The 13984-nt window shown below is 53.0% G+C and carries 9 protein-coding genes; 5 read left to right on the top strand and 4 right to left on the bottom strand.

Going from position 1 to position 13984, the window contains the following annotated elements; genetic code table 11:
• Positions 1 to 37: 37 nt before the first annotated feature.
• The 3 genes from AC3CB2_RS00340 to AC3CB2_RS00330 all read right to left on the bottom strand — a co-directional run bounded on the left by AC3CB2_RS00340 (position 38) and on the right by AC3CB2_RS00330 (position 3237).
• The gene (locus AC3CB2_RS00340; protein ID WP_008552138.1) at positions 38 to 1405 is read right to left on the bottom strand and encodes a TRAP transporter large permease; all 1368 of its coding nucleotides are present in this window, start codon (positions 1403 to 1405) and stop codon (positions 38 to 40) included.
• Positions 1402 to 2073 carry a TRAP transporter small permease subunit gene (locus AC3CB2_RS00335; RefSeq protein ID WP_352931632.1) on the bottom strand — a complete coding sequence of 224 codons (672 nt, stop codon included), beginning with the start codon at positions 2071 to 2073 and terminating at the stop codon, positions 1402 to 1404. The genes AC3CB2_RS00340 and AC3CB2_RS00335 overlap by 4 nt, the downstream gene beginning before the upstream one ends.
• Positions 2074 to 2217: 144 nt before the next feature.
• The gene (locus tag AC3CB2_RS00330; protein WP_352931634.1) at positions 2218 to 3237 is read right to left on the bottom strand and encodes a C4-dicarboxylate TRAP transporter substrate-binding protein; all 1020 of its coding nucleotides are present in this window, start codon (positions 3235 to 3237) and stop codon (positions 2218 to 2220) included.
• Between the two features lie 452 nt (positions 3238 to 3689).
• Between AC3CB2_RS00330 and AC3CB2_RS00325 the strand changes: the two genes are divergently transcribed.
• Together AC3CB2_RS00325 and AC3CB2_RS00320 are read left to right on the top strand one after the other, a co-directional pair.
• Positions 3690 to 4520 carry a universal stress protein gene (locus AC3CB2_RS00325; RefSeq protein ID WP_008552141.1) on the top strand — a complete coding sequence of 277 codons (831 nt, stop codon included), beginning with the start codon at positions 3690 to 3692 and terminating at the stop codon, positions 4518 to 4520.
• A 301-nt stretch (positions 4521 to 4821) separates the two neighbouring features.
• Entirely contained in the window at positions 4822 to 7539 is a 2718-nt protein-coding gene (locus AC3CB2_RS00320) for a bifunctional acetate--CoA ligase family protein/GNAT family N-acetyltransferase (protein ID WP_352931636.1), read from the top strand.
• Positions 7540 to 7647: 108 nt separating this feature from the next.
• Here the strand turns inward: AC3CB2_RS00320 and AC3CB2_RS00315 are convergent, their stop codons facing one another.
• A complete protein-coding gene (locus tag AC3CB2_RS00315; protein WP_352931638.1) occupies positions 7648 to 9321 on the bottom strand; it encodes a thiamine pyrophosphate-binding protein in 1674 nt (557 codons plus the stop codon).
• A 291-nt stretch (positions 9322 to 9612) separates the two neighbouring features.
• On the opposite strand from AC3CB2_RS00315, the gene AC3CB2_RS00310 reads away from it, so the two are divergent.
• The 3 genes from AC3CB2_RS00310 to feoB all read left to right on the top strand — a co-directional run bounded on the left by AC3CB2_RS00310 (position 9613) and on the right by feoB (position 13983).
• Positions 9613 to 11181 carry a bifunctional aminoglycoside phosphotransferase/ATP-binding protein gene (locus AC3CB2_RS00310; RefSeq protein WP_352931640.1) on the top strand — a complete coding sequence of 523 codons (1569 nt, stop codon included), beginning with the start codon at positions 9613 to 9615 and terminating at the stop codon, positions 11179 to 11181.
• A 142-nt stretch (positions 11182 to 11323) separates the two neighbouring features.
• The gene (locus tag AC3CB2_RS00305; protein ID WP_083417033.1) at positions 11324 to 11644 is read left to right on the top strand and encodes a FeoA family protein; all 321 of its coding nucleotides are present in this window, start codon (positions 11324 to 11326) and stop codon (positions 11642 to 11644) included.
• The gene (feoB, locus tag AC3CB2_RS00300) at positions 11641 to 13983 is read left to right on the top strand and encodes a ferrous iron transport protein B (RefSeq protein WP_352931642.1); all 2343 of its coding nucleotides are present in this window, start codon (positions 11641 to 11643) and stop codon (positions 13981 to 13983) included. The genes AC3CB2_RS00305 and feoB overlap by 4 nt, the downstream gene beginning before the upstream one ends.
• The last annotated feature ends 1 nt before the right edge of the window (position 13984 follow it).

Genomic DNA, 13984 nt, shown 5'->3' with positions numbered 1-13984 from the left:
GACCGGGGTTTTCCATTATCTCAACTGATCATAGGTTTTACATCAAGGATGGCAGGAACGTGATGATTGCTGGGAAGGCGACCAGCACGGCCACAGTCAGGACATCAGCTACAAAGAAAGGAGTTGCTCCGCGGAAAACTTCCTGAACTGGGATGTCCGGACGAACACCGGAGACCACGAAGCAGTTCAAGCCAATGGGCGGTGTGATCAGACAAAGCTCCGCCATTTTCACTACAATGATGCCGAACCAGATCGCACATGCTGCACCGGACATGCCGAGCGTACTTTCTGCGGCGCTGACATCGAGCCCACCATTGAGTGCCATAATCGCTGGGAAGACCACTGGCAGGGTCAACACCAGCATACCAATCGCATCCATGAACATGCCGAGCACTGCATACCCAAGCAGAATGCAGACGATGATCATCATTGGTGGGTAATCCAGCGAGACAATAAACTCACGGAACGCATCTGGCAGGCCCGCGAAACCAAGGAAACGCACGTAGACCAGCACACCCCAGATGAGAGTGAAGATCATCACTGTCAGCTTGGCTGTTTCATGAAGAGCCAGGAAAAGCTGCTTGGTTCGCATGCCTTTGTAGAAGGCTGTCAGCAGCACAACAAACGCACCACAAGCACCAGCTTCTGTTGGCGTGGCAAATCCGAAGTAGAGGCTGCAGAAGATAATGAGGATCACGCCGATGATCGGGAAAGTTCCCGGTACGGATTCAAAACGCTCTTTCCAGCTGTAACCACCAATGGCTGGAGCACCGCCCTGCCAAGCTGCGATGACGTAGATGATCGCGGCGTAGATAAGAACGGAAACAACACCCGGCAAGAAGCCAGCCATAAGAAGCTTGCCGACGCTCTCTTCCACCAAAATGGCGTAGATCACAAGGATTGCGCTCGGTGGAATAAGAGAAGCCAACGTGCCACCCGCCGCAACAACAGCGGCTGAGAGGCGTTTGGAGTAACCTGCGGCCAGCATTTCCGGAATTGCTACGCGGGCAAACACTGCGGAAGTCGCTGTTGAGGCACCAGATACAGCTGCGAAACCTGCTGTTGCGAAAACTGTGCCGATCGCCATGCCACCAGGAAGCCAGCCAAGCCAGCGTTTGGATGCCTCGAACAGGTGTTTCGTCAGGCCCGCATAATATGCAAGGAAGCCGATCAGGATGAAGGTTGGCAGCACGGACAAGGCGTAGGTGACTGATTTGGAATGTGGGATTGTGCCGGCCATTTTGGCGGCGGTCATCACACCACGTTCAAAGCCCAAACGCATAGAGAAAATCGCAATCATGCCAACGATGCCGACGAAGGCCGCTGCGAAGGCAACACGAACGCCGATGATGACGAGGAGTAGAAGCACCCCGGTCATGATGAGGCCGATATCAAATGGGGTCATGACGCACCTCCCGGAGCAGGCGTTCGCATTTCAGGCGCTTCTTCCCCATTTTCTGCGGAGTGGAAGGTTTCTTCAATTTCAGCCTGCGCATGAGCAGCGGCATCCATCACATGCGGCAGATCCAGCACGGACGCAGTTGGATTGATGATCAGGCGGCTATACCCGAAGAGCTGCAGAACGAGGCGCAGCCAAAGCAATGAGAGTGCAACAGGCACCGCAAGTTTGGATGGCCACGTTGGAATGGAGATATCCATGGTGCTGTCGCCGAAGGTCCAAGCACGATCGAAGTGCAGATATGAGCCATAAATCAGCACGGAAATCACAAGAAGGATGGCAAAGACACCTAGGAACTCAGCGATCCATTGGGCACGGCCTTTGAACACGCCGATTACCAGCTCCATACGGATATGGCCACCAACGCGTTGGCAGTATGCGATGCCCATGAACGCGAACACGGCCATGGCTTGTTCAGTAATATCAATAAAACCGGGCACGGGCTGGTTGAACAGGTTACGTCCAACGACCTGAACAACTGCCAGCAACATCAAGATGAGGATAGATGTAGCTGCAATGAGGTTGAACAGGTTCTCGATTTTTCCCAGCGCACCATTAAAGCGGAGATAGGCCATATCCGATGCTGGATATGTGGGGCCGTTTGGTTTGGACATGTTATCAGCCCGACTTTAAGAGAAATGTTGCGCCCTGCTCTGAAGCGGTACGTTTGAGCAGGCTCTTAAGCAAACCTCCGACAAGCGATGCCTATCGGAATAAAGAAAGGCGCATCTGAATGAGATGCGCCTTTGCAAAAGCAATTACTTGCCAGCGATTGTGTTCTGTACAAGTGCGAGCAGTTCTGCAGCTGGTAGACCCTTTGCAGACATGTCTTCAACCCACTTGTCCCAGATTGGCTTACCAGCAACAGCCTTGAAGCCTTCAAGCTCTTCCTCAGAGAAAGAGATCTGCTTTACGCCATTTGCTTCCAGAGCTGGGTAGAACTTGTCGTAGACCTTTGCGTAGGTGTCCAGGTAATGCTGAACAGCTGGTGCAACACTTTCGTCAAGTGCCTTCTGGAACTCTGGTGAGAGCATGTCATAGGCGTCGGTGCTGACAACAACCGGGCAGCTCACAGTGCCTGGGTTGAGGTTATTGGTCCACCAGCTGCCAGCTTCAATGGTTTTGAATGCCAAGTGCGCGTGTGGAGCAAAAGCAACGGCCTGAACAGTGCCAGAATCGATTGCCTGATACGCTTCAGAAGCTGTCACAGTTGTTGGAACAGCGCCGATGGTCTTCATCGCGTTGCCAACACCACCAAGAGCACGCACACGCATGCCTTCGAAGTCAGCCAGCTTTGCAGGTGCATCGCCCTTACCCAGCAGGTTGTACTGCGGCATTGGAGATGGCATCAGCAGCTTTGCGTTCCAGCGACCCAGGTCTTTCTGAACTGCTGGGTGATTGTAGAGCGCGAAGTCTACCTTCACCTGAGTTTCCAGATCAGGCACACCAAGGAATGGCAGGTCAGTGGTGGTCAGAGTTGGGTTTTTGTCTGCATGGTAGGATGCGCAGAACTGAGCCATCTCAAACGCACCGATGGAGATACCGTCGAGGTTTTCGCGAGACTTTGACAGTGCACCACCGTAGTGCAGTTTGATTTCGAACTTGCCGTTTGTGCGTGCAGCTACTTCTTCAGACAGCTTCTCGACGTGCTCGGTGAATGCGCGGCGCTTGCCCCACAAAGATACATTCCAAGTCACATCAGCAGCCAGAGCTTCGCCCACGAATGCGGAGCCCATTGTTGCGGCGAGTGCAGCGGTCGCAACCTTAAGATTTTTCATTTATCAACTCCCGAAAATTATTTTCGGCCGTCCTTGCAAAACACGCAATTTCAGCCCCTCCCTAAATTCCGTCGGATATAGAAATATCACAATTTTCTCAGTAATAAACCTTAGTAGTTCGAAGGTTTAGTGAATATTCACATGCCCCTAGGTTCGGTTCTTCAATTTATCTTTGCAGGGCGCAAGTGTATAAAATATCTGCTTTTTATGCAGCCTGTCAGTTCTTCTTTGCCTAAAGTATAAAGACTTTAAGTATACCTATTAGGGTCGAAACTGCGCTACCTTACACTCCCTTACTTTCAATAATAGTGAAACTGCATTATTTTTCAAAACCTTATCCCAATGTTTAAGGTTGACAAGGATCAAAGCAGAGACTGCAATGCTGACCTAATATTTCAGGCGAGGGACAACCTCCCGTACCGCTAAGAAATAGAGGGCAAGGAGACAGGCTTATGGCAATCAAGGACATTCTTACCATTACTGATCTGAACGGCGATCAAACAGCTTCTAAGGTTGCTGTAGAGTTCGCACGTCAGGCTGGCGCACATGCGACGGGGCTTGCGCTGGCATTTGAGCCAATCGTACCGGGCTTCTTGGCTGCACCAATGCCAACCGACTATTTGCAGGTTGCTAAAAACCAGGCCATCGATGCTGCTAAGACTTCTACTGAGAAGTTCAAAGGTTACGCAGAACTCGCTGGTATCTCTACTGAAACCCGCGTGGAAGAGATCGTGACCGGTGGCAGCCTCGAATCCATTATGGGTCATTGCCGCTTGAGCGACATGGTTGTGATTGGTCAGGACAATCCTGAAGCACCAGAACCAATGCGCGAAATGCTGATCGAAGGTCTGCTGTTCGAATCCGGCGTGCCTACGCTGATCGTGCCATTCATCTCCAAAGGTGACTTCACTCCTAAGAAAGTCGTCGTTGCATGGGATGGTAGTGCAACAGCAGCACGCGCAGTGCATGCAGCGCTTCCAATTCTGGAAATGGCTGAGCAGGTGACAATCGTGATCGTGAACAAAGGTTTGCCACTTGAAGGTGAGCCAGGTTCTGACATTGCAACGTACCTTGCACGCCATGATCTGGAGATCAATGTTGATGTGATCAACAACCCACCAATCGGTGTTGGTGATGCGCTTCTCAACTACGTCTCTGAAAACGCTGTTGATCTGCTGGTGATGGGTGGTTACGGCCACAGCCGTATGCGTGAGTATCTCGTAGGTGGAGCAACCCGCGACATTCTCCATTCCATGACCATTCCAGTTCTGATGGCTCACTAATTTTATTGGGAGGCTATGTTCCCATTACGCCTCCTGATCCTTGCCTTATGAAACGGAGAGAGGTGTCGCCTTGCTGTCGCACCTCTCTTCTATTTTGGGGATGATGCTTTCAGTTCACTAACTGTGAACGGGAATCAGCCTCAATGAAACCAACGGAAACAGCACCCTAAGCAGTTTGTAAATGTCTGGATCGCTCAGACTGCTTTGGCTTTTGTTTTTGCCGCGTATTCTACCCGAAAACCGGTGCCCACTTTTCGGGAGTACGCTTTAAAACTCGAGTGAGTTTGACGGGAAGTGCGCTATGACGATCTGCAATCTTGAGGGCCTGACCTCTCCACGCTCCATTGCCATTGTTGGCCCGAACAGCAAGCAGGAGGTGATCCTGCAACGTCTTATCGACAGCATAGTGAGCAGTGGTTTTAGTGGACCCAAAACGTTTGTGGGACTGCCAGATGCATCAGCAGACGGCTTCAAAAACGTTGCTTCAATTGCAGAGGTCGAGAACAAAGCTGATCTGGCAATTTTACTTGGCGATCACACAACAGCGGCAGAGGACATCAAGCAGCTTGGAGAGCAAGGCACGCGAGCAGTTGTTATTCCGGCAAGTGGGTTTGACAGCTGGCGGGATGAACATCTTGATGCGCTTTTGAAAGCGGCACACCCATTCAATATTCGCATTCTTGGGCCGGGTAGCCTTGGGATTGCCTCCCCGCACTCCAAGCTCTCAACATTGTTGACCAGCGAACAGGCCCTGAAGGGGGAGCTGGCGCTGATTTCCCGTTCCGGCACCATCTTCAACACAACGCTTGCCTGGGCCAAGGCCAACTCCATCGGGTTTTCCGGTGTGGTTTCTCTTGGGCGCCGTTTGGATGTCGACGTCTCGGATCTGCTGGATTGGTATGCTCAGGATTATCGGACCAAGGCAATCCTTGTGCATTTGGAGACGATTGCGAACCCGCGCAAGTTCATGTCTGCAGCTCGCGCAGCGGCTCGTTCCAAGCCTGTGATTGTGATCCGTAGTGGTGCGAGCCGTGACCAGCATATCTCCGGCACAGCACATTCCAGCCGCTTGGCAACGCGCGATTCCGTTTATGATGCAGCATTGCAGCGTGCAGGCGTGCTGCGTGTTTATGATCTTGATGAGATGTTTGAGGCTGCGGAGACAATTACCCGTGTCGCTCCGTCTGCTGGACGACGTCTTTCCATCATCGCGAATGGCCGAAGTCTGGCAACGCTGGCCGCTGACCGTCTTGCCAAAGTGGGTGGTAAGCTGGCGCCGATCAGCGAAGAGACCAAAGAGAAGCTGGTCTCGCTTACCCGTACAGATGCGCGCGCGGACAACCCGATGGTTTTGCAAGAGGCTGCAAGTCCTGAAGAGTTTAAAGAGGGCATCAGTGCTTTGCTGAAAGACCCGAACTCCGATGGTGTTCTTGCCATTGCTGCACCGACTGCGTTTGAAGACTTTACTGAAATCGCGAAAGCACTGGCAGAAGCAGGCAAGGAAGATCGCAAGAGGCTTGGTAAACACCAGGCCTTTGTGACGACGCTGGCTGGCGGTGCGAACATTCCGCGTCAGGTTCTGGATGAAGCACGGGTGCCGTGTTATCCGAGCCCATCCGGCGCAATCCGGTCCTTCATGCACCTTGTTCGCTACAAAGAGGCGAAAGATCACCTTTCAGCCGTGCCGGACAGTCTGCCCAGCGACTACAAGCCGAACTTAAGGCTTGCGAAAGAGACGATCCGCGTGGCGCTGGAGAATGGCCAGAAGTGGCTTACCCCGCTGCAAACGCGCGAGTTGCTGCGGGCCTACTCCGTCAATCAGGTAGAACTGCATCTGGTCAAGACCGTAGAGGAAGCCGCCAAGGTGGCTGAGGTTCTGTTTGATAAGCACAACCAGCTTGTGCTGAAAGTCAGCAGCCCTGATCTGACCTTCAAATCCGATGTGGGTGGAGTTCATCTTGGCGTAGATAGTGTTGAAGGGGTAAAAGCAACCTTTGAGAAGATCCTTGGCAATGTGAAGCACTCTTATCCTGAGGCCGAGATCACAGGTGTCGAAATCCAGCCGATGGTGACCCGTCGGTTTGGTCTGGAGACCTATGCTGGCCTTGCAGATGATCCGGTATTTGGGCCTGTGGTTGTTTTTGGTAAGGGTGGAACTTCCGTTGAAGTGGTGGGCGACCGTGCCATTGATCTGGTGCCGATTGATCTCAACCTTGCCAAGGCGATGGTTTCTCGCACCAGCACCTCCAAACTGCTGAAAGGTTTCCGCAACAGGCCGTCAGCCAATGTGTCTGAAGTGGAGCACCTTTTGGTGAAGCTCTCTCAGATCGCAGTTGATTTCCCAGAGGTTCGTGAGCTGGATCTCAATCCAGTTGTTGTTGATGAGAACGGCATCGTGGTTCTGGATGCCCGCGTGGCAATCAGCTCTCCGGCAAAACGCCCGGGACGGCAGGGGGCTTCCCGCCTTTCCATTGTGCCCTACCCTGTTGAGTGGGAGCACACGCACAAGCTTAAAGATGGCAAGACTGTTCTTATCCGACCAATCCGGCCTGAAGATCAGGGCAAGCTGAAGAGCTTCTTTGAGAAGGTTTCCGTAGAAGATCTGCGTTTGCGCTTCTTTGCTCCAGTTAAGGAGTTCTCACATACATTCCTCGCCCGCCTTGTTCAGCTGGACTATGCGCGCGCGATGGCGTTTGCGGCGATTGATCCGGAGACTGGCAATATTTTGGGCGTGGTTCGATTGCATGCCAACCCAGACCACACCGAAGGTGAGTATGCGGTGATGGTTCAGTCCAACCTGAAAGGTATGGGCCTCGGCTGGGTACTGATGAAGCTGATTATTCGCTATGCGAAGGTGGATGGTATCCAGACAGTGAAAGGGGAAGTGCTGCGCGAGAACACCACCATGCTAGATATGTGCCGCAGCCTCGGCTTTCGCGTGAAGCGTTCTCTGGATGATGATGCACTTTCAGACGTTATTCTGGATGTGACCGCCCTTGATCGGGAGACGATGAGCTAAAGCTGAAATGTGAACAGCTTTCGCTTTTAAAATTGCGTATCTTTATCCGAAAACCGGTTCCCACTTTTCGGAGATGCGCAGTAAACCATCGCCTCCGCAATATTCGGCTTAACTCGTCGCCATTGAAGCTTCGCGGATTTCTGTCAGCGAGCGGATTGGCGTGATTGCTTCCGGATCCAGATGCAGGTGCAGCAGGGCTGGCTTGCCGCTTGCTTTTGCAGCTTCGAATGCAGGGCCGAACTCATCTGCTGTTTTCACTGTGCTAGAGTGGTAGCCATAGGCCTTTGCCACATCAGCGAAGTTTGGATTTTGCAGAGTAGTTGCGCTGATGCGGCCCGGGTATTCACGTTCCTGATGCATGCGGATGGTGCCGTAGATGCCGTTATCAACGACAACAACTATGATGTTGGCCCCTTCCTGCGCTGCGGTTGCCAGCTCCTGAATGGTCATCTGCAAACAGCCATCACCTGCGAAGCAAACAACATCACGCTCGGGGAACTTCAGCTTAGCTGCGACAGCGGCTGGCAAACCATAGCCCATGGAACCGCAAGTTGGTGCGAGCTGGGTGTTGTATTTGCGGAAGCGATGGAAGCGGTGCACCCATGTGGCGTAGTTGCCTGCACCGTTGGCGAAGATGGTGGTGTCGTCGAGGTTGTTCTCAATCCACTCCATAACTTCAGCCATCTGCAGATCACCGGTCACTTTCGGGCGAGCACCTGACCATGCAAGATAATCTGCATGAGCCTCTTCAACCTGTGCTTGCCAGCCCGCCTGCTGTTTCATATCCATCTTAGACAGAGCTTCACAGAAGCCAGCCGGACTTGCATTGATGCCTAGCGTTGGCAGGTACATGCGGCCAAGTTCTTCTGCACCCGGATGGATGTGCACCACCTTTTGAGCAGGAACAGGAATGTTCAGCATGGAGTAGGACTGGCTTGGCATTTCGGAGAGGATGTCTCCGAGCAACACGATAAGGTCAGAGTTTTCGATGCGAGCTTTGAGCTTTGGGTTGATGCCAATGCCAACATCACCCGCATAACATGCGTGTCCATTATCAAACAGCATCTGACGGCGGAAGGATGCGCCGACAGGCAGGCTGTTCTTCTCAGCAAAGGCTCTGAAAGTATCGCAGGTTTCTTCTGACCAGCGGGAGCCACCGAGAATGAAGAATGGGCGTTCGGCACCTTCCAGCAGCTCGCGGAACTCTTCCATCTGATGTTGCGATGGGTGAGTTTCGATTGGGCCCATAGCTGGAACGCTTTGCGCTTCAGCCAGTTCTATCAGCATATCTTCCGGCAAAGCCAGGACCACAGGGCCCGGACGGCCAGACGTGGCGACGTGGTAGGCACGAGAGATCATTTCCGGAATACGGTCTGGCTGATCAATCTCGGCAACCCATTTGGCTATACTGCCAAACATCTGGCGGTAGTTGACCTCCTGAAAGGCATCACGCTCTCTCATATCACGTGCGATCTGCCCCACAAATAGGATCATCGGTGTGGAGTCTTGCTGTGCCACGTGGACACCCGCAGAGGCGTTGGTAGCACCCGGACCACGGGTCACCATGCAGATACCCGGCTTACCGGTCATTTTGCCCCAAGCCTCAGCCATCATGGCCGCGCCGCCTTCCTGACGGCACAGGGTTACTGGAATGGAGGCATCGTACAGCGCATCCAGAACTGCAAGATAACTCTCACCCGGCACACAGAAGACACGCTCTGCGCCCTGATCTTCCAGCGCATCTACGATTAACTGACCACCGGTCCGCTTTGTCTGGCTCATCCCTCACTCCAGTCGTAATTTGATTGGGGGCGAAGATACGCGGAATATGCGCTCGTGAAAATCTGCAGTATTTCTCTTTATTATTCCGAGACGGAATGAACTGGGCAAATCCCAGTGAGAATGATGAAGCCTGCATGACAGATTGAGTAGTTTATTGAGTTACCCTTGCTTTTCACTTTCACAAAAGATCCATAGCCCTAGAATACCTCCTAAGCCCGATTGATAGATTGGCAATTGCAGCCTGAAGGTGCACAACACCTATAGATTTGCGCAGTTTCGATGGATGGACCCATGACCGCTGATAGTTTTGACGTGGATACCCTGACCCAAAGCGATATCATTGGCTTCTTCACTTCCCCCGATGCGCACAGGGGGCAAGAGGTCAAACGCATCGATACGCATGCAAACATTGCTTTTCTTGTTGGGAATGACGCCTACAAGATGAAGCGGGATGTGAAGTTCCCGTTCCTCGATTACTCCAGTCTTGAAAAACGCAAAAGCGCGTGTGAAGCGGAGATCCGACTCAACAGCCAGTACGCACCACAGATCTACCGCAGCACCCTGCCCATTACATTGGAGCGGGATGGTTCTCTGGAACTTGCCGGTCATGGGGACGTTGTGGAGTGGGTGGTTCACATGAACCGCTTCAACGAGCACCTTGGGCTAGACCGAGTTGCTGAGGAAAAGGGGATCAGCCGGGAGTTGGCTCTTGATCTTGCCAAGTTGATGGTAGATGCCCACAGCCGGACAACACAGCGGGAAGCGCAGCCGTGGATTGATGATCTGTTGGCGTATACAAATCAGAACCTTGATGCGTTTCAGGAGTTCCCTCAGTTCTTTCCAGCAGATCAGGTGATCGCGCTCGATAAAGCAGCGCGAGAAGAACACACGTTCATTGAGAGCATTATACTGAAGCGCGGCGAACATGGGCTTGTGCGGCTCAACCATGGGGATGCACATCTGGCCAACATCGTAATGCATGATGGAAAGCCGCTGCTGTTTGATGCTGTTGAGTTTGATGATGCGATCGCGACTGGCGATGTGCTGTACGATCTGGCGTTTCTGCTGCTGGATCTTTGTGAGCGGAAAGAGCCTGAAGCGGCGAATGTGGTGCTCAATGCTTACCTACAGCAGACACACGAACTCAAACATCTGGAAGACATACGCGTATTGCGGTTCTATCTGATGATGCGTGCTGCTATCCGCGCCAAAATCGGTGCGGCTGCTTCGTTGCACCAGGAAGGTGCAACGCGCCTGAAGACTGAGGGGCAGGCGCAGGAGTACTTCAGGATCTGCCAGAGAGCCCTGGCACCTACACCTCCGGTTCTTTGCGTGATTGGTGGATTGTCTGGAACAGGTAAGACGACACTTGCGCAGGGACTGGCGCCTAAGCTGGGGCGTATGCCCGGTGCGGTGCATTTGCGGACAGATGTTATCCGAAAAGAGATGCTGGAGATTGGTGAAGCGGATAAGGCCAGCAAGGAGACCTACACACCAGAGTTTTCCGCGAAGGTTTATGCTGAACTGCTGCGACGGGCCGAGATGGTTTTGGCCGCCGGGCACTCGGTGATCATTGATGGGGTTTATGGCAAGCCCGCTGAGAGAGACTCAATTGAGCAACTTGCCAAGAAAACCAATGCTGAGTTTATCGGGATCTGGCTGGAAGCTGACGTTGAGACGCTTATCAACCGCGTTGATGCGCGACACGGCGACGCATCGGACGCGGATGCAGAGGTGGTGCGCTTGCAGCAGACCTACGACTTAGGCGAGATTCACTGGGCCAAGCTGGACAGCAGCAAATCCAAAGAAGCTGTTTTAGAACAAGCGTGTAGCGTGACCGGACTGGAACCGGCTCTCTGATATTCCATTTTTTACAGGAATTACAAAGTGATAGCTGAGCTTTTCAGTTAACGACGACGCTTGCAAAATTGATTGCTGTCAATGCAAGTCATTCGCAATTGCAGTTCCATGTCTTCAAGAACTAAGATTTTTGGAGACGTAGATGTCTTTGCTAGCCAGAGAAACATTCGAGCAAGCACCCCACAAAGAAGTCTTCGCACCCTACCGCGAAACGTTCGTTCCACCTGTGCAGGCTAAGCCGCTGACCGAAGCGCGTGCTGGTGTTGAGCTGAAAGTCGTTCGCCTTGGAAGAGATCGGGCGGATGCCCTAAAACTGCGCTCGCTTGGTCTGACCAGTGATCGTTCGCTTACCATTTTTGAAGGCAGCGGCTCACGGGCTCGTATCCTTTCCATTGGTTCGCAGCGCGTTGCTGTTGGTGTTGATCTGGCTGACACCATTTTGGTGGAAGAGGTCAGCCAATGAGCTGTCACGATACCGCCTCTTGTCGCTGCGATGACAAGCCTCAAGTCCATCTGCTCGGCACAGCCAACTCCGGTAAATCCAGCCTGTTCAATAAGCTGACAGGCCGTAGTCAGGTCATCGGCAACTGGCCGGGTGTTACGGTTGATCGTAAAACCGGCATTTGTGAAACACAGAGTATCGATCTGGCCCTTTTGGACTTGCCAGGTGTGGCCACCCTTTCCTCTCCTGAAGATGACCGCATTGACGAGCGTATTACCCGTCAGGCGCTTTTGTCTGATCGCCCAGCCGCTCTGGCTGTTGTGCTTGATCCAATTGCGCTGGAACGCTCTCTTGCCATTCTGCTTCAGGCACTAGCATTTGATGTGCCAATTGTTGCAGTGCTGACCAAAGCAGATTTGTGGCCTGCTGGTGTTTTACAGGCCGCTGCGGATCGCCTTTCTGCTGCGCTGGCCATGCCTGTTATCGCAACTTCAGTTCATGACGAGCATTCTCTGGCAGGTCTGCGTGATGAGCTGTCTACGGCGGTTCGCTCCCCTGAGGCTCCTTCTCGCCTGCTGACGGATCCGTTTGATCTGATCAAGCCTGTCAAAGAGCTTGCGGAAGAGATCGTGAAGCTGGCTCCTGAGCTGTCATCCCAGTCCATGCCTTTGGCTCATCGCCTGATGGAAGGTGACAAGCTGGCCCGTCAGATGGTTCCGGAAGCAGTTCTGGAAAAGGCACTGGATGTTTCCAGAAAGTGTGAGCTCCGTCTGCAAGACCCAACCGAACTGGTGATGGCGACGAGCTACTTCAACCGCGCCTACTCGCTTTCACAGCTGATGGAACTGCCTGAGCCGCAGGATGTACGCGGCTTCTCGGACAAGATTGACCGTTTTGTGCTTTCTAAATGGGCTGGCCCATTTGTGTTCCTTGGTGCGATGTATGCGATGTTCTTCATCGCGATTAATGTTTCCTCCTACTTCATTGACCTGTTTGATGGATTGGGAGACGCCTTGTTTATCCAGACACCACTGAGCCTGCTTTACGCAGTTGGGCTTGAAGGTGGTGCGCTGGAAATGCTGATCACAGCAATTGGCGGAGGTTTACAAACCGTCGGTACGTTCGCCCCTATCGTCGGTATACTATTCCTCTGCCAGATTTTCCTTGAGCAAAGCGGCTATATGGCTCGTGCAGCAGTGGTTGCCGATGGGCTGATGCGCCGGATTGGTTTGCCTGGCCGCGCCTTCCTGCCGCTTATTCTGGGCTTTGGCTGTACCGTGCCAGCGGTTGTGGCGACCCGTACGCTGGAAACAGAACGTGAGCGTGTTGTGACCTCCATGATGGCGCCGTTCATGTCCTGTGGCGCTCGCTTGCCGGTTTATGCTCTGTTTGCGGCTGCTTTCTTCCCGGTCAACGGTCAGAACATCGTATTTGCGCTGTATCTGCTGGGTGTGGGCGTTGCGATCTTTACAGGCTGGGCGCTGTCCAACTCCTTCTATAAAGGCCAGTCCACCAGCCTTGCTATTGAGCTGCCAACCTATCAGATGCCGCAGTTTGTGCAGGTGATGAAGCTGGTCTGGACACGCCTGAAGATCTTCCTGTTTGGTGCTGGTAAGATCATTGTGACTGTGGTGGCTGTGCTGACGATCCTGAACTCCGTGGACTTCAAAGGAAACGTTGGCAATGAAGCCAATGGCAACTCTGTGCTTGCTGTTGTTTCCAAACAGGTCACGCCGATCTTCTCACCAATGGGGCTGAGTGAAGATGACTGGCCAGCAACTGTTGGTCTGGTGACTGGCATCTTTGCAAAAGAAGCCGTGGTTGGCACCTTGCAGACGCTTTATGTCACCACAGATGAGGAAGGCGGCACTCCCGCACCATTGGAGACCGCTCAGGACGCGATCAACACCTTCGCCACCAGCATTGTAGATCTGACTTCTCAGATGCTTGATCCGCTCGGGATCGATATTGGTGATACCTCCAGCTACTCTATTGCTGCTGAAGAGCAGGAAGTTGAAGTTGGCTTGTTCACCGCACTTGCTGCGCACTTTGATGGCAAGGTTGGCGCGTTTGCCTATATGATTGCAGTTCTGCTTTACATTCCTTGTACTGCAGCTTTGGCAACCATCTGGCGTGAAGTTGGCCGTAACTGGGCGCTGTTTGCAGCCGGTTGGACCACCCTGCTCGCCTACTCCGGCGCTTCTCTGGCTTACCAGATCGGTACTTTTGCGCGTCATCCAACATCCTCTGCAATTTGGATTGTCGTAGTGTTAGCTGCCGTCGTAGGTGTCCTTGTTTTCATGCGCCAAAAGGCAGGAAGCACTGTTGCACAGCGCGCGGCACTGGAGGCAGCAGAATAAA

The organism is Pseudovibrio sp. SCP20, assembly GCF_057774105.1.
Note: the sequence above shows the minus strand (reverse complement) of the source record. Positions and strands in the feature narration are given on the sequence as shown.

Bases quoted from the DNA above. Each gene is read 5' to 3' on its own strand.
- AC3CB2_RS00340 (WP_008552138.1), bottom strand. From the start codon at position 1,405: ATGACCCCATTTGATATCGGCCTCATCATGACCGGGGTGCTTCTACTC.
- AC3CB2_RS00335 (WP_352931632.1), bottom strand. From the start codon at position 2,073: ATGTCCAAACCAAACGGCCCCACATATCCAGCATCGGATATGGCCTAT.
- AC3CB2_RS00330 (WP_352931634.1), bottom strand. From the start codon at position 3,237: ATGAAAAATCTTAAGGTTGCGACCGCTGCACTCGCCGCAACAATGGGC.
- AC3CB2_RS00325 (WP_008552141.1), top strand. From the start codon at position 3,690: ATGGCAATCAAGGACATTCTTACCATTACTGATCTGAACGGCGATCAA.
- AC3CB2_RS00320 (WP_352931636.1), top strand. From the start codon at position 4,822: ATGACGATCTGCAATCTTGAGGGCCTGACCTCTCCACGCTCCATTGCC.
- AC3CB2_RS00315 (WP_352931638.1), bottom strand. From the start codon at position 9,321: ATGAGCCAGACAAAGCGGACCGGTGGTCAGTTAATCGTAGATGCGCTG.
- AC3CB2_RS00310 (WP_352931640.1), top strand. From the start codon at position 9,613: ATGACCGCTGATAGTTTTGACGTGGATACCCTGACCCAAAGCGATATC.
- AC3CB2_RS00305 (WP_083417033.1), top strand. From the start codon at position 11,324: ATGTCTTTGCTAGCCAGAGAAACATTCGAGCAAGCACCCCACAAAGAA.
- feoB (WP_352931642.1), top strand. From the start codon at position 11,641: ATGAGCTGTCACGATACCGCCTCTTGTCGCTGCGATGACAAGCCTCAA.